Origin of the sequence: Stenotrophomonas sp. 704A1 (assembly GCF_030549525.1) — a bacterium.
In the GTDB taxonomy this organism is placed as follows: domain Bacteria; phylum Pseudomonadota; class Gammaproteobacteria; order Xanthomonadales; family Xanthomonadaceae; genus Stenotrophomonas; species Stenotrophomonas tuberculopleuritidis.
This window is the reverse complement of the sequence record NZ_CP130831.1, coordinates 1,694,157-1,711,557: the sequence shown is the minus strand read 5'-3', so window position 1 is coordinate 1,711,557 and position 17,401 is coordinate 1,694,157. Positions and strand designations below refer to the sequence as shown.

Annotated in this window: 20 protein-coding genes and 2 tRNA genes; 17 read left to right on the top strand and 5 right to left on the bottom strand. The window is 64.9% G+C overall.

Annotated elements, in window-relative coordinates; genetic code table 11:
• Nucleotides 1–20: 20 nt before the first annotated feature.
• The 5 genes from Q5Z10_RS08025 to Q5Z10_RS08005 form a co-directional block, all read right to left on the bottom strand.
• Entirely contained in the window at nt 21–950 is a 930-nt protein-coding gene (locus Q5Z10_RS08025; protein ID WP_303638620.1) for an ADP-ribosylglycohydrolase family protein, read from the bottom strand.
• Nucleotides 951–1,075: 125 nt separating this feature from the next.
• Nucleotides 1,076–1,149 (bottom strand) — tRNA-Cys (locus Q5Z10_RS08020).
• 67 nt (nt 1,150–1,216) lie between these two features.
• Nucleotides 1,217–1,292: transfer RNA gene (locus Q5Z10_RS08015), tRNA-Gly, on the bottom strand.
• Between the two features lie 373 nt (nt 1,293–1,665).
• The gene (locus Q5Z10_RS08010; protein ID WP_074167576.1) at nt 1,666–1,986 is read right to left on the bottom strand and encodes an IS66 family transposase; all 321 of its coding nucleotides are present in this window, start codon (nt 1,984–1,986) and stop codon (nt 1,666–1,668) included.
• 300 nt (nt 1,987–2,286) lie between these two features.
• Nucleotides 2,287–2,427: a hypothetical protein gene (locus tag Q5Z10_RS08005; RefSeq protein ID WP_153573857.1), complete on the bottom strand. Its 141-nt coding sequence runs from the start codon at nt 2,425–2,427 to the stop codon at nt 2,287–2,289.
• A gap of 27 nt (nt 2,428–2,454) precedes the next feature.
• Here Q5Z10_RS08005 and Q5Z10_RS08000 point away from each other — a divergent pair, with 27 nt between their 5' ends.
• The 17 genes from Q5Z10_RS08000 to Q5Z10_RS07925 all read left to right on the top strand — a co-directional run bounded on the left by Q5Z10_RS08000 (nt 2,455) and on the right by Q5Z10_RS07925 (nt 17,327).
• Nucleotides 2,455–3,201: a hypothetical protein gene (locus Q5Z10_RS08000; RefSeq protein WP_003821040.1), complete on the top strand. Its 747-nt coding sequence runs from the start codon at nt 2,455–2,457 to the stop codon at nt 3,199–3,201.
• Nucleotides 3,202–3,319: 118 nt separating this feature from the next.
• Nucleotides 3,320–3,532 carry an AlpA family transcriptional regulator gene (locus Q5Z10_RS07995; RefSeq protein ID WP_003821041.1) on the top strand — a complete coding sequence of 71 codons (213 nt, stop codon included), beginning with the start codon at nt 3,320–3,322 and terminating at the stop codon, nt 3,530–3,532.
• Between the two features lie 42 nt (nt 3,533–3,574).
• Nucleotides 3,575–4,450 (top strand): ParA family protein, encoded by an 876-nt coding sequence (locus Q5Z10_RS07990; protein ID WP_003821043.1) that lies wholly within the window; start codon nt 3,575–3,577, stop codon nt 4,448–4,450.
• Nucleotides 4,434–4,682 carry a hypothetical protein gene (locus tag Q5Z10_RS07985; protein ID WP_003821044.1) on the top strand — a complete coding sequence of 83 codons (249 nt, stop codon included), beginning with the start codon at nt 4,434–4,436 and terminating at the stop codon, nt 4,680–4,682. The genes Q5Z10_RS07990 and Q5Z10_RS07985 overlap by 17 nt, the downstream gene beginning before the upstream one ends.
• Nucleotides 4,675–6,312, top strand: a complete 1,638-nt coding sequence (locus tag Q5Z10_RS07980) for a ParB family protein (protein WP_033470938.1) — start codon at nt 4,675–4,677, stop codon at nt 6,310–6,312. The genes Q5Z10_RS07985 and Q5Z10_RS07980 overlap by 8 nt, the downstream gene beginning before the upstream one ends.
• A gap of 15 nt (nt 6,313–6,327) precedes the next feature.
• The gene (locus tag Q5Z10_RS07975; RefSeq protein WP_003821054.1) at nt 6,328–6,888 is read left to right on the top strand and encodes a DUF2857 domain-containing protein; all 561 of its coding nucleotides are present in this window, start codon (nt 6,328–6,330) and stop codon (nt 6,886–6,888) included.
• A 2-nt stretch (nt 6,889–6,890) separates the two neighbouring features.
• Nucleotides 6,891–8,153: an STY4528 family pathogenicity island replication protein gene (locus Q5Z10_RS07970; RefSeq protein ID WP_003821055.1), complete on the top strand. Its 1,263-nt coding sequence runs from the start codon at nt 6,891–6,893 to the stop codon at nt 8,151–8,153.
• 315 nt (nt 8,154–8,468) lie between these two features.
• Nucleotides 8,469–9,242 carry a PFL_4669 family integrating conjugative element protein gene (locus Q5Z10_RS07965; protein WP_003821056.1) on the top strand — a complete coding sequence of 258 codons (774 nt, stop codon included), beginning with the start codon at nt 8,469–8,471 and terminating at the stop codon, nt 9,240–9,242.
• Nucleotides 9,239–9,766, top strand: coding sequence for a DUF3158 family protein (locus Q5Z10_RS07960; RefSeq protein WP_003821057.1), 528 nt, complete (start codon nt 9,239–9,241; stop codon nt 9,764–9,766). Before Q5Z10_RS07965 ends, Q5Z10_RS07960 begins: the two co-directional genes overlap by 4 nt.
• Before the next feature lie 73 nt (nt 9,767–9,839).
• The gene (locus tag Q5Z10_RS07955) at nt 9,840–10,292 is read left to right on the top strand and encodes a single-stranded DNA-binding protein (RefSeq protein WP_003821059.1); all 453 of its coding nucleotides are present in this window, start codon (nt 9,840–9,842) and stop codon (nt 10,290–10,292) included.
• A gap of 274 nt (nt 10,293–10,566) precedes the next feature.
• The gene (locus Q5Z10_RS07950) at nt 10,567–12,591 is read left to right on the top strand and encodes a DNA topoisomerase III (RefSeq protein WP_003821061.1); all 2,025 of its coding nucleotides are present in this window, start codon (nt 10,567–10,569) and stop codon (nt 12,589–12,591) included.
• Nucleotides 12,592–13,128: 537 nt separating this feature from the next.
• On the top strand, nt 13,129–13,329 hold the full coding sequence (locus Q5Z10_RS21410; protein WP_442758945.1) for a hypothetical protein: 201 nt from the start codon (nt 13,129–13,131) through the stop codon (nt 13,327–13,329).
• On the top strand, nt 13,326–14,726 hold the full coding sequence (locus Q5Z10_RS07945) for a DNA cytosine methyltransferase (protein WP_442758944.1): 1,401 nt from the start codon (nt 13,326–13,328) through the stop codon (nt 14,724–14,726). The genes Q5Z10_RS21410 and Q5Z10_RS07945 overlap by 4 nt, the downstream gene beginning before the upstream one ends.
• Before the next feature lie 243 nt (nt 14,727–14,969).
• Nucleotides 14,970–15,527, top strand: coding sequence for a hypothetical protein (locus Q5Z10_RS07940; RefSeq protein ID WP_033470935.1), 558 nt, complete (start codon nt 14,970–14,972; stop codon nt 15,525–15,527).
• A 330-nt stretch (nt 15,528–15,857) separates the two neighbouring features.
• Nucleotides 15,858–16,082, top strand: a complete 225-nt coding sequence (locus Q5Z10_RS07935) for a hypothetical protein (RefSeq protein WP_033470933.1) — start codon at nt 15,858–15,860, stop codon at nt 16,080–16,082.
• 22 nt (nt 16,083–16,104) lie between these two features.
• Nucleotides 16,105–16,497, top strand: a complete 393-nt coding sequence (locus Q5Z10_RS07930; protein ID WP_003821065.1) for a hypothetical protein — start codon at nt 16,105–16,107, stop codon at nt 16,495–16,497.
• 143 nt (nt 16,498–16,640) lie between these two features.
• Nucleotides 16,641–17,327 carry a hypothetical protein gene (locus Q5Z10_RS07925; RefSeq protein ID WP_003821066.1) on the top strand — a complete coding sequence of 229 codons (687 nt, stop codon included), beginning with the start codon at nt 16,641–16,643 and terminating at the stop codon, nt 17,325–17,327.
• Nucleotides 17,328–17,401 lie beyond the last annotated feature (74 nt).

Below are 17,401 nucleotides of genomic sequence, written 5' to 3'. Positions count from 1 at the left end.
TTGCCGCTGCTCCGGTCGCTTCAGCCAACCGACGGCTGCGTGCCGGCGCGGGCCTGCAGGTTGCGGGCGTGCAACTGGTCGGCAAGGGCCTCGATGTCCGCATGCAGCGCCAGCTGCTGCCGCCAGTGGGCGGGAATGCCGCTGGCGCCGTGGAAGGCGCCCGCCAGCTGGCCGACCACGGCCGCGGTGGTATCGGCGTCGTCGCCCAGGTTTGCGGCCTCGAGCACGGCATCGGCGAAACCCGGGTGGCGATGGAAGCACCAGAAGGCCGCTTCCAGGCTGTCGACCACGTAGCCACTACCCCGGATCAGATCGCGCGGGGCGTGCTGGTAGGCACCGGCGGCAATGGACTGCAGCCGCTCCCCCTGCACGGGCACATCGCGCAGGTCCAGCACCTGCTGCTTCGACTGCCCGGCCAGTGCACGCTCTAGCGCCGCGGCCAGCAGACGGCAGGCGTCCAGGCACTCGCGCGCGGCGTGGGTGGTGCGCGAACTCTGCTCGGCCATCCCGGGCAGCTCCGGCAACGCCGCATAGCGCAGCACGACCGGCGCCAGCCGCATGATCGACCCGTTGCCGGCACTGCCCGGATCTTCACTGCCGGCCAGCGGCGCGCCGCTCAGCAGGAACTGCTCGATCGCACTGCGCGTGGCCACGCCGATGTCGAAACAGGTGCCGGTCGCACTCCAGTAGCCATGCTGATACCAGTTGGCGTAGCGGGTCATCTGGTCACGCACATCGAACGATTCGCAACGGACCAGGCTTTCGGCCAGGCACATCGCCATCGACGTATCGTCGGTCCACTGCCCGAGCAGCAGCTTGAAGGGACCGCCGCCGACCATGTCGGTGAGCGGCGCGAAGCTGCCACGCGGCTGGAATTCAACGGTGGTGCCAACGGCATCACCGCAGGCCAGGCCGAGCAGTGCGCCGCGGAAATGATCGATGCGTGTCATGCCCCGATTGTAGCGAGCACCGCCGACCGCGGATCAGCGATGCGGGCCGCGCCGTTCCAGTGCCGCATCAAGGCCGCAGGCGCTGGACAAAAAAAAAGCCCTGGCCGGAGCCAGGGCTTTCAATGTGGAGGCCTCAAGCGGAATCGAACCGCTGTAAACGGATTTGCAATCCGGTGCATAGCCACTCTGCCATGAGGCCAACGTACTGCGCGCCAGGAACGAAGCCCCTGACATGACAAAACCCCGCGATGGGGCCTGTCGGAACATGGAGCGGGAAACGAGACTCGAACTCGCGACCTCAACCTTGGCAAGGTTGCGCTCTACCAACTGAGCTATTCCCGCATACGCTGTCATGGTACCGGAAGCCCGGAGTTCACACCAGCGGTTTGACTACGATTTTCACTTTTCTGACTGCGCCAGAAGCCTTGCGGCTCAAGGGCCCCACCCTGCCACGGCGGGAGAAAAACAAGGCCCCTGTCGGGGCCCTGTAGAATCTGGAGCGGGAAACGAGACGTTTACTAAGACCGTAAGCCGTTGTTTCCCAATCACTTTCTTCGCTGGCTTGACTAGCGAAGACCTTAATTGTAGCCTCATTTTTCACCCTCGGCAACAAGTTCGTCCAGAAACTTCCAGTAAGGTCCAAGGACACCTCCTCAGCGCATCGTCCCCACACCTCGTTCATCGCCGGCTACGGTGGTCTCGAACTCACCAATGATCACCTTTCCATATGCTTGGCTAGCTGCGTCGAAAGGCATTCGAGCACGTCACGCAAGTCCGCATAGAGGTCATGCCCGTTGGGCCGAGCCGAGCGCACCAGGCTCATCACCGAAACAGCGCGCTGACCGGCACGCAAGCTACCGACGAACAACTGGTTCGCCCTTTGAAGTGCCACTGGACGAATTTGCCTCTCGACGCGGTTGTTGTCTGGCGGCAGACGCCTGTCGTCGTTAGCGCCTCCCGGCGACCAAGGTTGGACTGCATGGCTCTCGCCGTGCCTGAGCTGTTCGGCACACCGGCTCGCTGCAGAAGCGACCACCCATACCCGTCTGCGCAAGTTGCGCGGGAAGAACCCATACGCTTGTCACTGGGACTGGATGCGCGATTCTTTATCGGTATATCAGGATACCTGGGAACGCATGACAGGCTCGGGATCAGTACGCCTGCCTTGGCATCTAGAAGCCACTGCGCGCCTATTGCGCCCTGTGAAACCGCAGGGGTATCACACCATGACAAATTGCTCTTGATGAGATTGCGGTAACGCATGACGCTGCCAGTGTGAGCGCCATTCTTCGTGTTGATCAGCGACAGGACCGATCAACCTACCACTCACGGATTCTTACACATTGAGCACATGGCGGCTACCACTGACTTGAGCTACTGAAAAGTGCTCAGGGCTCATGAAGAAGCGAGACTCGGGACTCGCTTCATCCACAGACAACTGCCCGGCCATGAGGTTGGCGCCAAAGGAGTCGGCCATGTAGTTCTCCTGGAAGGAGATGGGAGCATGAACCACAATGCACCAGCATCGAAGGTGTTCTATCGTCCGATCGAAGCCTCCCTCCGGTGGGCTGGGCTTCTGCGGTTTGAGCATGTCATCCTCACTTCGGTCTCGTCGTCAAGGAACCTGCCACAGTCGTTGGATTGCCCACGTTGGGGTGAGCTGAGGCTGTATACCGAACGCATCTACGATGGCATCCTCAATGCGGAACTTCCTTTCGGGAGGAACGGCATCACGACGCACGACACCGCGCTGATCGACTCCCCTGATCTCACTGTCCGTCACGTCGATCTGAAGCGTTGGATGCGCCAGCACTACCCCGAACAGCGCCCCGGCTTTCTCTTCTCGCGCAGCGAGCGCATCGCCCATCCCTCCATCTCTCTGGAAACCGGGCAGGCCATGCTGGTCGAGCGCTTGGCCCTCAAATCTGCCCTGGAGCAGTCCAAGCGCCAACTCCGCGAGCTGCAAGACAAGCACGACGCACTGCTCAAACAGTCCAAAATCATCCCGGCCTGCGCGCAGTACCCAATCAGTGATCGGGCCGAAGCCACCTACCTGAACATCATCGGCGGCATATTGGAGCTGATGCTCGGCCAATCGCCCTCGGGCACACCGTACTCCAGCTTCAAAACGCAAGAGGCTGTCGTAAGCGCATTGGTCGCCCATCACCACGGCGTCATGGGGATCGCCGAGCGGACGTTGAACGGCAAGTTCGCCACGGCCAGACGCCGGCTGCATAGCGCCACCCTCTGAGGATTGCCAGCTTGTATGTGCAGTCGCGGAGATTGCATTTGCAATGTCTTTCCGTAGCCATGTCTATTGAATAGAGGTCACGCCAACAAACGCCACTGAGCGTTCAGGAGTGACCACCATGTCGCAAACACCTGTTCTGCCGCCCAACGAGCGCCGCATCCTGCGCTTGGAAGAAGTCGAATCGAAGTCCGGCTTCAAGCGCGCCCACCTCTACAACCTGATGCGCGCGGGCAAGTTCCCCAAGGCGCTGCGCCTGGGTGTGCGCGCCGTCGGCTGGGATTCCATCGAAATCGATCAGTGGATCGCCGAGCGCGTCAACAACCGGGCCTGACCCATTCTCCCGCGGACCTTCCATCCTCACACGGAGAACGCCATGCAGGTTGTATCCATCATTTCAACGAAAGGTGGCGTCGGCAAGACCACCACTGCCGCGAACCTGGGCGGGCTCGTCGCCGACGCGGGGCTGCGCGTGCTGCTGCTCGATCTCGACGTGCAGCCCACCTTGTCGTCCTACTACGAACTGGGACACCGTGCGCCTGGTGGCATCTATGAGCTGCTGGCCTTCAACGAGCGCGACCTCGGCCAGCTCGTGTCCCGCACGATCATTACGGGTCTGGACCTGGTGCTGTCCAACGACCACCGGGGCGAGCTGAGCACCTTGTTGCTGCACGCGCCGGATGGGCGCCTGCGGCTGCGGCACCTGCTGCCCATGCTGGCTCCTCTCTACGACCTGGTGCTGATCGACACCCAGGGCGCGCGTTCGGTGACGCTGGAGATGGCGGTGCTCGCTTCCGATCTCGCGCTGTCACCCGTGACCCCGGAAATCCTCGCCGCCCGCGAACTGCGGCGCGGCACCATGCAGTTGCTGGAGGACATCGCTCCGTACCGGCACCTGGGCATTGAGCCGCCGCCGCTGCATCTGCTCATCAACAGGGTCCACCCGGTGTCGGCGAACGCCCGGCTGATCCAACAGGCCTTGCGCGACCTGTTCCAGGACCACGCCGGCATCCGCGTGCTGACCACCGACGTGCCGGCCATCGAAGCCTATCCGCGCGCCGCGACGCGCGGCCTGCCAGTGCATCGGGTCGAATACCGCCAGCCACCGGGCAGAGTCGCCCCCGCCGCGCTCGACACCATCCGCGGCCTCGCCGGCGAACTGTTCCCGCAATGGCAGCACCGATTTGCCACGGTGTCCGGCCGCCCGCCATTTCCTCTGGATACCGGGAGGCCCCATGGCGAGCGCACATGAACTGGCCCGAGGCCATAAGCGGCTGCGCGCCCTGATCGAATTCGCCGTCGGCGAGGGCTGGCACGTCAAGCGCACGCCGGGCGGCCACCTCAAATTCACCAAGGCCGGCTGCGCCGCGATCTACACCAGTTCGACGGCCAGTGACCACCGGGCCGCCCTCAACGCCCGCGCGCAGATCCGCCGCGCCGAGCGCGAGGCCCGGTCCCCAGTGCAGGGAGGCCGCCATGGCTGAAATGACCTCCCAGCAGATGGCCGGCAAGCTGCTCGCGGCCGGGTTCGAGCGCAGCGGCCCGTCCACCTCGGCCTTGAGCGACCCGATCGCCGACACGCCCATGGTCGTGACCCTGGACCAGTTGCGCCCCTACGACCACGATCCCAGGAAGAAGCGCAACCCGGCCTACGAGGACATCAAGGCGTCCATCCGCGAGCGCGGCCTGGACGCAGCCCCGGCGATCACCCGGCGCCCGGGCGAGGACCACTACATCATTCGCAACGGCGGCAACACGCGCCTGGCGATCCTGCGCGAACTGTGGTCGGAGACCAAGGACGAGCGGTTCTTTCGCATATCGTGCCTGTTCCGGCCGTGGCCCAGCCGCGGCGAAGTCGTCATGCTGACCGGCCACCTGGCCGAGAACGAATTGCGTGGAGGCCTGACGTTCATCGAGCGCGCCCTCGGCGTCGAGAAGGCGCGCGAGTTCTACGAGCAGGAAAGCGGCGCCGCCCTGAGCCAGTCCGAACTGGCACGCCGCCTCGCCGCCGATGGTTTCCCGGTCCAGCAGTCGCACATCAGCCGGATGAACGACGCGGTGCGCTACCTCCTGCCGGCGATCCCGACCGTGCTCTATGGCGGGCTCGGCCGCCACCAGGTCGAACGCCTGTCGGTCATGCGCAAGGCCTGCATGCTCGCGTGGGAGCGCTACGCCAAAGGCCGCACACTACTGGTACAGGACTTCGATGACTTCTTTCAGGAGGTGCTGTCGCAGTTCGACACGCAGGCCGACGAGTTCGCCCCCCAGCGCGTGCAGGACGAGCTGATCGGCCAAATGTCCGAACTGCTCGGCATCGACTACGACGTACTGGCGCTCGACCTCACCGAATCCGAAAGCCGCCATCGCGCCCTGGTCAGCGATCCGACCCCACCAACGGCACCCCCCACGCTGCCTGAGCCTGACACCATGGCACGCCCGCCCGCGGCGCCGGCCCCATCGGCCCCGACGCCGGCAACCACACCTGGGTCGCGCGAGCGCGAGGGCGGCTCAGGGTCGGACGGCTCACCCGCAGGAAGCCCCATGGCTGCTCCTGGTGATCGGCTGCAGGGGCACATCGTTTCGCCTGCACCGACGACGGAGCGGCTGCAATCCATTCAGCGGATGGTCGCCGACGAGCTGGGGGATGCGCTGCCCGATTTCTCGGCCAACGTCTTGCAGTCCATTCCCGTCCAAGCAGGCGGTCTCTACCCGATTTCCGACGTCTGGCACATCGACGCGAGCCTGGACACGCCCGAGCGCCTGCGCATCCACGTCGCGCAGTTCGCCCGCGAGATCGCGGGCGAGGCTCGCCTGGACGAGTGCATCGATGACCGTCCAGACGGCATCGGTTTCGCCTGCCGTGCCCACGCCCAAGACCTGGAGCCGCTGGGCCGTGCCGTCCTGGCGCTGCTGGCATGCATGGCCGGTCAGCAGCCCGCCGACGTCGGCTTGGATAACAGGCAATTCGTCATCGACCTGTCGGCGTTGCTGCACGGACAAGGCGACGCAACCCGGCGACTGAGCGACACCGCACTGGTCAAGCTGTTCCGGCTGCTGCGGCTGGCCCGCCGTCTGCTCGACCTGGACGCCGGCGCTGCGGACCCTGGAACGTGACCGAGGGAGACCAGCATGTCCGCACCACACCCACTCAACCAGGCCGTCATCGCCCAGGCCCTCTATGACCTGCGCAATGGGCAACTGCGCCGCTGCAAGCTGATGGGGTTTGGCGAGGAAGAGCTGGACGCCCTCAAGCATCCCGCGCTGATCAGCGTGCTGGCCAACGCCAACGTCTCGTGGTGCTCGGTGACGGTCAACCGCGAAGTGCTCCGGCGTCTGCTCAGGCAGGCGCAGGATGTGGAGAAGGAGATCGCCACGGTCGATCGCATGCTGCGCCTCGGCGCGAGCACCGAAATGGTCAGCCGCTTCTACGGCCTGACCCACCAGGAAGTGGCGCTTCGCCGCGAAATCCTCGGCCTGCCCAAGCGCAAGGGTCGCCATCCCGTGCTGGACGAGAAGCAGGACACGGAGCTGTGGCGGCAATGGAAGGCCGTGACCAGCAGCAGGAACGTCGATCTCGAAGACGAAACCTCCATCCTCGATGCCGCCATGGACCTCGCCGAAGGCATGTCGCTGCCTCTGTCGGTGGTCTGGGCTTCGATCAAGAGCTGGGTCGATCAAGGATTGGGTTAACCATGGCCGTGGACGACACCGCACCACGTCGTGGCCCCATCGCACTCGCAGACCTGTTCGACGCTGCGCTGAAAGACCTTGTGCCCAAGCCCAACGCCGACGCGCCCCCGCCCACACCTACACCTGTCGCGATGCCCACTGGTCCGGCGTCTGGCGATGCCTTCCTGTTCAGCGGCAACCGGCACGAGACCGTACCGCGACGGCTGTTCCTCGACCGCCGCCTGACGCCGCTGGAGCGCAATGCCTGGCAGGTCTTCCGGCTGATGCTCAACGACGATGGCGTGACGGCGTTCCCGACGTATGAACAGCTTCGGCCCTGGCTGGCGTCGATGCCCTGCGCCGGGCAAGCCTCGCACGAAACCGTGGCGCGAGCACTGACGCTGCTGCGGCTGACTCGATGGCTGAGCCTGGTGCGGCGACGGCGCGACGCCAAGACCGGCCGCATCCTCGGCAACCTCTATGTCCTGCACGACGAGCCGCTGACCCCCTTTGAAGCGATGCAGCTCGACCCGGACTACCTGCAACTCGTCAGCCAAGCGCTCGGCCATTCGGCCAAAGCCGTGCAGATCGTAGGCCTGCACACCCTCAAGGAAATCGGCGAAGACCCGATGCTGGCCGGGCGCACCCTGCCATCGAGGCTGCAAGTCCTGGCCGAACGCCTCGCCAGCCAGGGCGTCGGGGCGCACGAAAGTTATCCACAGGAGGACGCCACGCACGAATCCGAAGAAGGGGCGACGAGCCTTCTTCGGAATCCTGACGATCCCACTTCGGAATCCGAAGCAGGGTCGAAACCCGCGCCAGACGCCTCTCTTCGGAATCCGAAGCAGGCCCGTACAGTACGTAGTAGTCGTATTAATGAAGTACGTACTACCGCGCAGGCACAAGCGCATGCGCGCGCGCTGGGCGACCTGCAATGGCCCAAACGCTTCGCGGAACTGAAGGCAGAGCAGCAGACAGGTGCGAGGGTGGCACTACAGCAGGTCGATGCTGCGCTGAGGCAGGCCGTGCTGGACGAATGGGCTGCACGATGCAGCAACCATGGCATCCGCAATCCTGCAGGGTATCTGTTCGGCATCATCCAGCGGGCCATCCATGGCGAGTTCAACGCCTGGGCCAAGAAGGACGCGCCATCGGCGCCCGTTGCGCCGAACGAGCGGCCGCCACCACCAGCACCGCCACCATCCCAGCCGCAGGGCAAGCCTGTGCCGCCAGAAGTCGCCAGGCAGCACATCGAGCGGCTGCGCAACCTGCTCGCCAGCAAGTGAGCGGGCCTGCAAGGTGGTGAAGTGGATGCCGGTGGCTTCCAGTAGAGCTATCCCCTGGGGATAGTTCCACTGACGGCTACACGTCGAACCGCTGCACGCCAGGCCTCGATCGCCTGCAGCGGGATCGGCCTTGTTCGCGCTGATCCGGGTGTGCAGCGTTCCTTGGCGCTCCATGGCGCTATCCCCAGGGGATAGATCGCGACGCATGCACCCACCGCGCCGTGAACCGGGGACGGGCGGGTTTCGGTTTGTTGACTGACTGCCTTCCGCTACCTGCCGAAGCTGTCCGCTCTTTTCCAACAACGAGCGGACACCATGGCAACCACCAACGAACCCCTGCAACTGAATCTCGGCTCCTTGCGCAGCGCGATGTCGCTGACGCTGCACACGCACCACGCCTCGCGCATCTGGCACGGCCGCGCCGCCGCCGAAGGGCGACCGGGCATCGTCGGCCTGAACGGCTACATCGCCCAGATGAACAAGATGCGGCGCGGCTCGGAGCAGGACGACCCGTACAGCGACTTCTGGATGCTCCGCATCGAGGACAAGCTCGACCAGACCAAGGCCACGCTGCAATCGCTGCGCGAACAGGTGGACCAGGCCCTGGCGAGCGTGCCGCCGGCACTCACCCTGGGCGAAAACCTCAACGTCCAGCCGGTCAAGCTGCCGCTGTTCGTCAATGCGCAGCTCGGCTTTGCCGCCGTGTACCTGCTCGCCGACTACGACGATATCGCCCGCAAGCTGATCCTCGCGCACCACACCGCGCTGATCGATCGCTCGACGCTCGAACGCTGGCTCAACGAAGGCGCGCATGCACTGCGCAGCCTGTTCTCGCTGGCCCAGCAGTACCGCTACTCGGGCTGCACCCGCGACGACTTCGCCGCCAAGAATGCCGCAGCGCGGGCGGCGTTGGAAAAGTTCGGCGAGATGCCGCCGGACGTGCTGGAGGGCACGCGCCGCTCGAAGTTCGCGCCGCCCATCATGCGCCGTGGCCTGCAGCAGCGCGGTGACGGTCCTGCCGCAGCCGCATCGCCCAGCGACGAGGCCGCCGCCCCCGAAGCGACGGCCGGCGAGGACGCGCAGGCATGAGCGACCCAAACCGCGACACCCGCTACTTCCGCCCTCTGCAACAGACAGCCTTCATGCAGTTGGAACACGCAGCCTCTCAAAAAGGCCTTTTAAAGCCCTTTAAGGGTAAAGGGGACTTGGAGGCCTGGGCCAGCCAGTGCTTCGCCATGCGCGACGAGTTGATTGGCTTGGCGCAGCGACAGGTGCTGCAACAAGCCCTCGGGCATCCCTTCCACCTGCTCCCCATCGAACTGGCCCAGCAGACAACTGGCGCAGGCACGGCGTTTCTTCGCTGGCGCAAGCACGACCGCTCGGCCATGGGCGTGGCACTGTGGCAGGAGCTGATGGCGAGTACCAGCACGCCGGTCAACCTGCTGGCCGACTTGCACGCCATCGAGCTGCAGCGCATCACGCTGAACATGCAGATCAGCCTGTTGCACACCTTGGGCAGGCTGGCCCAGGAGTGTGCCAGCAAGGCCACCGAGGCGGAAGACGCTTACCTGCGTCGGCTCAAGTCCATCCCACCCGCACTGCGCGATCAGTGATCGCGCCGGGCAACCCAGCACGCGCTCGTCACCGACCAGGTGCGGGTATTTCAACCACCACGGAGATTGCAACATGAGTACGCATTTTTCTGGCGAGGGCAACATCGGCTCGCCCCCCGAGTACCGGGAGTTCCCCAACGGCAACGACGAGCCCAGCCGCCTTCTGCGCCTGAACGTCTATTTCGACAACCCCATTCCCAAGAAGGATGGCACCTTCGAGGATCGCGGCGGCTTCTGGGCGCCGGTGGAAATCTGGCACCGCGACGCCGCGCACTGGAAGGACCTCTACCAGAAGGGCATGCGCGTGCTGGTCGTCGGCCGGATGGAGCGCGAACCTTGGACGGACAACGAGGATCAGCCGCGCGAGACCTGGCAGATCAACGCGCGCAGCGTCGGCATCCTGCCGTTCCGCATCGAGTCCGTAGCCCTCAGCCCCAGGCAGCAAGAGGCCGCGCAGGATGCGCAGCCGAAACCCCCGGCCGCCCAGGAACCGACCGCGCCGAAGGAGCCGAAGCGCAGGAAGTGATCCGGCATGGGGCGGTGGCAGTCGTCCGTCGCCCCCATGCCCTCGCGAGCTATCCCCAGGGGATAGCTCCATCAACGTCCACCGGCGTCCGTGCGCTCCAAAAAATCGCGGCTCCCGGCCCGCACATCCCCGGCCGAACGCCACTCCCGTCCCCGCCATCCCATCCCGTAAAAGTGGTCGCCACCGCATGCGGCTTGTTTGCTGCTGCCCTTGGTGGTGTTCGGCATCCTCGATTCCCGCAACTCAATGAACCATGGAAATCGGATGGACTGACATGCGGCTGTTCTTGTGCGAGAAGCCCTCCCAGGGCAAAGACATTGGCCGGATTCTCGGCGCGACGCAGCGCGGTGAAGGCTGTCTCAGCGGCTCCGGCGTCACCGTCACCTGGTGCATTGGCCATCTCGTAGAAGCAGCAGCTCCCGAGGTCTATGACGCGGCGCTCAAGCGCTGGTCGCTGGAGCAGTTGCCCATCGTTCCCCAGCAGTGGCGGGTCGAGGTCAAACCGAAGACCGCCACGCAATTCAAGGTCGTCAAAGCGCTTCTGGCGAAGGCGACCCATTTGGTCATCGCCACCGATGCCGACCGCGAGGGAGAGCTGATCGCCCGCGAGATCATCGACCTGTGCGGTTACCGCGGCCCCATCGAACGGCTGTGGTTGTCGGCGCTCAACGATGCGTCGATCCGCACCGCGCTCGGCAAGTTGCGGCCCTCATCCGACACGCTGCCGATGTACTACTCGGCGCTTGCGCGCTCACGCGCCGACTGGCTCGTGGGCATGAACCTCAGCCGGTTGTTCACGGTGCTCGGGCGTCAGGCCGGCTACGACGGCGTGCTGTCCGTCGGGCGCGTGCAGACGCCGACCCTGAAGCTCGTCGTGGACCGCGACCGCGAGATCGCGGCCTTCAAGTCGGTGCCGTTCTGGGCCATCGACGTGTCCCTGTCTGCGGGTGGACAGGCTTTCAGCGCGCAGTGGGTTCCGCCCGATGGCTGCACCGACGACGCTGGCCGCTGCCTGCAACAGCCGGTTGCCCAGCAAGCCGCGCAACAGATCCGCGCTGCGGGTAGCGCTCAGGTGGTGTTTGTCGAGACCGAACACATGCGTGAAGGCCCGCCGCTGCTGTTCGACCTGGGCACCTTGCAGGAGGTCTGTTCCAAACAGCTTGGGCTGGATGTTCAAGAAACCCTGGAGATCGCCCAGTCCCTGTACGAGACCCACAAGGCCACTACGTACCCGCGTTCCGATTCAGGCTACCTGCCCGAAAGCATGTTTGCCGAGGTGCCCACTGTTCTGGACAGCCTGCTCAAGACCGATCCCTCGCTGCGCCCGATCATGGGCCAGCTCGACCGCTCCCAGCGCTCGCGCGCCTGGAACGACGGCAAAGTGACGGCGCACCATGGCATCATTCCCACCTTGGAACCCGCGAACCTCTCGGCCATGAGCGAGAAGGAACTGGCGGTGTACCGGCTGATCCGCGCGCACTACCTGGCGCAGTTCCTCCCTCACCACGAGTTCGACCGCACTGTCGCCAAGCTGTCCTGCGACCAGCAGAAGCTGGTGGCCACCGGAAAACAGGTGATCGTCAAGGGCTGGCGCCTGGTGCTGGCCGAGCCGCAAGCGGACGAGGACGGTGAAGCCACGGCACGCAGCCAGGTACTCCCCGTGCTGCGCGAAGGCATGGCGTGTCAGGTGACCGAGGCCGAGATCAAGGCGCTCAAGACGATGCCGCCCAAGCCTTACACGCAGGGCGAGCTGGTCAAATCCATGAAGGGGGTCGCCAAGCTGGTGACGGACCCGCGCCTGAAGCAGAAGCTCAAGGATACGGTCGGCATCGGCACAGAGGCCACGCGGGCCAACATCATCAGCGGGTTGATCGCCCGCAGCTACCTTGTGAAGAAAGGACGCTCCATTCGCGCATCGGATGCAGCGTTCACCCTGATCGACGCCGTACCCGCGGCGATTGCAGACCCCGGCACGACGGCAGTGTGGGAACAGGCGCTCGACATGATCGAGGCTGGTCAGCTCACCCTGGATGTGTTTATCGGCAAGCAGGCCGCATGGATTTCGCAACTGATCGCGCAGTACGGCAGCACCTCGCTGTCCATCAAGGTTCCCCAGGGACCCGCTTGCCCGCAGTGCGGCGCACCCACGCGCCAGCGCACCGGCAAGACCGGCCCCTTCTGGTCGTGCAGTCGCTACCCCGACTGCAAAGGTACGCTGCCGGTCGAATCCGGCGCGTCCAAACGCGGAGCCTCGCGATCTCTACGCCTTTATGGCAGTAGCGGCCGCAAAGGCTCTTGACCGACCCCGTTCCCCGAGAGCCGTGTCCGCCATCGGCGGCGTGGCCCATGTCCCGCACGCCCTGCGGGACGCCCAGCGCGCAACGCCTTCTCTTGTCCGTGTGCGCGTCCCGCCCGGCCGTCCCCGGCCGCGGGACCTGAAGGTAGCTTCTCCACGAACCATGTCCGGGGTTTCCCGGCGCGTTCTACTGATCTGCATTTTTCCGCTTCTGCGAAGGGTCCCCCGATGGCTTGCCCGCCTGCGAGCCACCCGGAGACCCTTCGTGGTCAGCGGTATTCGATGCCGTGCCCAACGGCGAAAAACTGGGCTCCTTTTGTGCGCGGATGTGCGCCAGAAGATGCCGGCGCCAACCACGACATGCGCCGGGTGCGATTGCTTGATGAGCAGCCGGTTCTAGCGACAACCGGGCCTGCAACAGCCCACGGGTGGTTCTGTCATCCCGAGCCGGAGGCCACTGGGCCTTCGGCGCCTTTCTCCTGCCGATCAACGTCCCGGCCCGGCCACACAGTCCAAGGCCACACAAACAGGAGACCCGACATGAACCCGCAACCTCGCCCCCCACGCGGTGTGCCCCAAACCGCGCCACTGCTGTACGGCAGCGTGTGCAGCGGCATTGAGGCCGTGAGCCTCGCCTGGCAACCTCTCGGCCTCGAAGCCGCATGGTTCGCCGAGATCGAGCCGTTCCCGAGCGCCGTGCTCGCCCACCGTTACCCCGCGTGCCCAATCTGGGCGACATGACCGCGATCGCCCGCCAGGTGCGTGCCGGCACTGTGCCAGCGCCCGACATCCTGGTCGGCGGCACGCCGTGCCAGTCGTTCAGCGTTGCAGGTAGCCGTCGCGGGCTGGATGACCCGCGCGGTGCCCTTTCCCTTGCCTATGTGGAGCTTGCCAATGCCATCGACCAAACCCGCCAACAAGACAGCCGCCCGGCGGCCACGCTCGTCTGGGAAAACGTCCCAGGCGTACTCAACGACCGCAGCAATGCCTTCGGGCATTTCCTGGGCGCACTGGCCGGAGAAAGCCGTGCGCTCCAGCCGCCAGGGGAAAAATGGGCGTACGCTGGTTGTGTGTCTGGACCCCGCCGCCGCATCGCCTGGCGCGTGCTCGATGCTCAATATTTCGGTGTCGCCCAACGCCGCAAGCGTGTGTTTCTTGTGGCAAGTGGTGGAGATGACCTCGATCCCGCAGAAGTACTTTTTGAGCGCGCAGGCCTGCTCGGGGATTCTTGTGCGGGCAGCGCGCCGTGGCAAGAAGCTGCCTGCACTGCTGAACCTAGTGTTGACCCAGCAGACGGATATGCAGGACTGAAGCAGCCCTGCGGCAAGGTCACGACGACGTTTGGGTTCAGCAATGGGCGTGGCCCGACCGATCTTGCAGCCAGTTTGATGGCTGGCGGCCCGAAGCACGACATCTGCACCGAGACCTACTTGGTGCAATCCGTCGCAGGCAACATCAGCCACACCCTCGACACCGCCAACAACGGCAAGGGCAGCAGCGAGGACGGCACCGGCAAGGGTGTTCCGATCATCGCCTTCATCGCGCAGGGCAGCGGCGCCGATGCCACGCTCGACCTGACACCGACGTTGCGCGCTGGCGGCCATTGCAACAGCCATGCGAACGCCGGGGTCGTGCCCGCCATCGCGTTCGCGCAGAACAACCGCGGTGAAGTGCGCTTCGAGTCGGGCCATGGCCAGGTCGCTTGCACCGTGCTGTCCAACGGCAAGCCGGGCTACGGCGTACCTATGGTGGCCTGCGTGTCTCTGCACGGCCGCGAGCAGGGTCTTGCCGCCGAGCTGGGCGGCAGCGTAGCGGGCGCACTGCGCACCAGCGGCGGCGGCGCGGACAAGCCCTATGTCCTGGCTCCCGACTTCGAGGCGCATTTCCGCTACGACTGGAACGACCCTGGCCCCGGCGACTGGTCGCATTGGCGGGTGCGGCGGCTGATGCCCGTGGAGTGCGAGCGGCTGCAAGGCATGCCCGACGACTACACGCTGATCCCGTACCGCGGCAAGCCCGCTGCAGATGCTCCGCGCTACAAGGCGATCGGCAACTCCATGGCCGTCCCGTGCATGGCGTGGCTGGGCCAGCGCCTGGTGCAGTACCTGCACAAGACGGGCTCGACCGCTTCGGATTGATCGGCGACGCAGCCTGCGGGCCACTCCATTCTCCCTCTTGCATTGCCGATGGTTCGGCAACAGCCCGTAGCCAGGGTGTCAAGGCTGCCGCGGGTTTCACCCACGCCACCCGCCAGTTCGCCTCGGCATCTCACCGGCGAACGCTGCCCACTGGGCATCGATGCCTCATTTCTCCAACCCACGGGATGGCCGCCACGTCCCGTCAGGAGCATGTCGCCGCCCGGTCGATCTCAGGACTTCCCCATGGACAACATCACCAAGCAAGACCGCATTACGCTGAAGAACCTCAAGGTGGCCGACTTCGCCAGCGAGGAAACACTGTGCTTCAACGCAACCGTCGTGTTCGACGGTACTCCCATCGCCGAGGCCCGCAACGACGGCCACGGTGGCTCGACGTTCCTCCACGCGCTCAACGGCAAGGCGGGGCTACTGGCGCAGGCCGAAGCCTTCGCCAAGGGCCTGCCGCCTGCGCCGCTTGACCTCGGCCACGAGAGTGAAGACCCTCACTACATCGACATGACGCTCGACTTCCTGGTCGATGAGCTGGCCGACGCCATGCACGCGGAACGCAAGGTGCGAGCCGCATTCAACCGCGACATCGGCAACAAGGTGCTGTTCATCAAGGAAGGCAAACTGCTGTTTATCAAGGGCATCAAGCTCAAGGCCATCGCCGACCGGAAGGCGTACTTCGCTTCGCTGCGCGCCCGGCAGGCCCAGCCCATCGTCATCCTGGCCGAGCTTCCACCCGAGCAGGCATTCGATTTGTGGAAGCAGTATGTCCTGGGCGACAAGCCCGACTGACCCAGCGTCACCGCACCCTCCTGACAGCCCCGCACTCGATGCGGGGCTTCTTTCTTTCGGTCCCCATCAATCGGGTCTGGGCTGGATGCCATTTTCCAACTGACGCAGCGCGGTCCGCGCACGAAGCTGCCCGCATGTTCGCTGATTCGTCAGCACATGCCAGCAGCCAGGGTTTTAGGCTGTCGCGGGTCTCTCCCGCGTTACCCACCAGTCCGCATCGCATCAAGTCTGCGGACGCGCGTCCTCGTGACGTCGATGCCTTTTATCAACCGCGTGCGGGAGCCGCCATCCCGTGAGGGACGAGGCCCCGCTTTTCCAAGGAGCCTATCCATGTCCCAGCAAGCCTCTTTCGGCCAAACCTTCGGGCAATTGGCCTCGACCTACTGCGGCAAGTTCCTGCCGCTCGAAGTCCTGCAAAGCGCCGCCGGCCACTACATCGGCACGCGCGATACCGAAGGCCCCGTTTCGCGGGAATCCCGCGAGTACTTCCGCAGCTATGCCGCGGCTCAACGTGCCCTCGAAAGAGGCGGCTGGTCCCAGCTCGCCGTTCCTTGATCCAAACTGGAGGAATCACGTCATGAACCAGCTACTGCCGCGGGAAGTCGTCGATCAGATCATGCGGGAAGAACAGCATTTCGCCGCCGCGCCTCAAGCCTTTTTCGAGGCATGGAAGCGTGGCGTCGAGATTGCTGGCCCCGAGTGGTTCGGCGACGGCACCCGTGAAGGTCTGAACCAGGCCAAGAGCAAGTGGGATCTGCGTCCCAACATGCTGCGGCTCAACGACGCCCTCGGCGTCCTGAGCAGCGGCGAACGCATGTTCCTGTCTGCCATGGTCAGCTTCTACAACGCGCGTGAGGGCGGTGCCATGCTCAAGCGCTGCCACTTCCACGGGCTGTCGGACTTCGACGGTCTCGACCTGCAACGCCGCAAGGTCATCGCCGACCTGCTCGTGAACTACAACGGTTGGTGAGCCGGTCTCCGGCACACCACTGTCTTTCGTTCCCCCCGAGAGGGACATGCGCCCAAAAGGCCATGTCCCTCAATTTCTTCTCCATCACCCTGCGGATGCCATCGTCCGCATGGGCTGGCTCCGCTTTCTCGAAAGGAGCCACCATGGCGAACAACTACTACGAAGGCACGGGCGTTCTCGTGCTGGAGCGTGTCACCCCCGTCATCAAGGCGCTGTTCGGCGCCTTCGCGCTGAACGAAGGCCATCCCGGCAACGGGCAGGCCTACATCGCCCAGATCGCCGAGACCAATGATCCGCGCTGGACGGATGTGCTGGACGGCCTGGAAGACCTGGCCGCACAACTCGGCATCCCCATGCCCGACGACGAAGAGTTGTCGATTCCACCTCTGCTCGAACGGCTGGCCGCGCACTTCGGTGCCGAGCAGGACGCGGAGCTGGAGAACCTGATCGAGCACCACAAGTTCGAGGACAGCGCCGACCTGGAAGCCTTGCTTCTGATCGCTTCCTGCTTCGATGACGGCCATCGCCTGACCGCCATCCAGTTCGAAGGCTGCTGGCATTGCAGCAGGCCGAGGCTGTTCGAGTTCGGCGGCAACGGCTGCTACCTGAGCCGCGAGGTCCAGGTCTTCAGAACGTCCTCGCAGGCGCTCCAACTCGGCGACCAACTGCGCAAGACGATCCTGTCCGCCGACATCGAAGAGGCCTCGGCATTGATCGCGCTGGAGGCCGCCAACCTGCTCGCAGGCATCAACGACGAGCAGTTCCGCCTGAATGTGCGCCGTCGCGTCGCCGACCGACTGGCCCAGATGCCAACGATCAGCGCCGCCTGACGCATTTTCCATTTTCAACCCACCGGGTCCAATTCCCGGTGGCGGGAATTGGCTCCATTATTCAATCTGGAGAG

What these genes read in the sequence shown, in the direction of transcription:
- Q5Z10_RS08025 (WP_303638620.1), bottom strand. Translation starts at nt 950, where the DNA reads ATGACACGCATCGATCATTTCCGCGGCGCACTGCTCGGCCTGGCCTGC.
- Q5Z10_RS07980 (WP_033470938.1), top strand. Translation starts at nt 4,675, where the DNA reads ATGGCTGAAATGACCTCCCAGCAGATGGCCGGCAAGCTGCTCGCGGCC.
- Q5Z10_RS07970 (WP_003821055.1), top strand. Translation starts at nt 6,891, where the DNA reads ATGGCCGTGGACGACACCGCACCACGTCGTGGCCCCATCGCACTCGCA.
- Q5Z10_RS07960 (WP_003821057.1), top strand. Translation starts at nt 9,239, where the DNA reads ATGAGCGACCCAAACCGCGACACCCGCTACTTCCGCCCTCTGCAACAG.
- Q5Z10_RS07965 (WP_003821056.1), top strand. Translation starts at nt 8,469, where the DNA reads ATGGCAACCACCAACGAACCCCTGCAACTGAATCTCGGCTCCTTGCGC.
- Q5Z10_RS08005 (WP_153573857.1), bottom strand. Translation starts at nt 2,427, where the DNA reads ATGGCCGACTCCTTTGGCGCCAACCTCATGGCCGGGCAGTTGTCTGTG.
- Q5Z10_RS07940 (WP_033470935.1), top strand. Translation starts at nt 14,970, where the DNA reads ATGGACAACATCACCAAGCAAGACCGCATTACGCTGAAGAACCTCAAG.
- Q5Z10_RS07935 (WP_033470933.1), top strand. Translation starts at nt 15,858, where the DNA reads ATGTCCCAGCAAGCCTCTTTCGGCCAAACCTTCGGGCAATTGGCCTCG.
- Q5Z10_RS21410 (WP_442758945.1), top strand. Translation starts at nt 13,129, where the DNA reads ATGAACCCGCAACCTCGCCCCCCACGCGGTGTGCCCCAAACCGCGCCA.
- Q5Z10_RS07925 (WP_003821066.1), top strand. Translation starts at nt 16,641, where the DNA reads ATGGCGAACAACTACTACGAAGGCACGGGCGTTCTCGTGCTGGAGCGT.
- Q5Z10_RS07955 (WP_003821059.1), top strand. Translation starts at nt 9,840, where the DNA reads ATGAGTACGCATTTTTCTGGCGAGGGCAACATCGGCTCGCCCCCCGAG.
- Q5Z10_RS07995 (WP_003821041.1), top strand. Translation starts at nt 3,320, where the DNA reads ATGTCGCAAACACCTGTTCTGCCGCCCAACGAGCGCCGCATCCTGCGC.
- Q5Z10_RS07950 (WP_003821061.1), top strand. Translation starts at nt 10,567, where the DNA reads ATGCGGCTGTTCTTGTGCGAGAAGCCCTCCCAGGGCAAAGACATTGGC.
- Q5Z10_RS07975 (WP_003821054.1), top strand. Translation starts at nt 6,328, where the DNA reads ATGTCCGCACCACACCCACTCAACCAGGCCGTCATCGCCCAGGCCCTC.
- Q5Z10_RS07990 (WP_003821043.1), top strand. Translation starts at nt 3,575, where the DNA reads ATGCAGGTTGTATCCATCATTTCAACGAAAGGTGGCGTCGGCAAGACC.
- Q5Z10_RS07930 (WP_003821065.1), top strand. Translation starts at nt 16,105, where the DNA reads ATGAACCAGCTACTGCCGCGGGAAGTCGTCGATCAGATCATGCGGGAA.
- Q5Z10_RS08000 (WP_003821040.1), top strand. Translation starts at nt 2,455, where the DNA reads ATGAACCACAATGCACCAGCATCGAAGGTGTTCTATCGTCCGATCGAA.
- Q5Z10_RS07985 (WP_003821044.1), top strand. Translation starts at nt 4,434, where the DNA reads ATGGCGAGCGCACATGAACTGGCCCGAGGCCATAAGCGGCTGCGCGCC.
- Q5Z10_RS07945 (WP_442758944.1), top strand. Translation starts at nt 13,326, where the DNA reads ATGACCGCGATCGCCCGCCAGGTGCGTGCCGGCACTGTGCCAGCGCCC.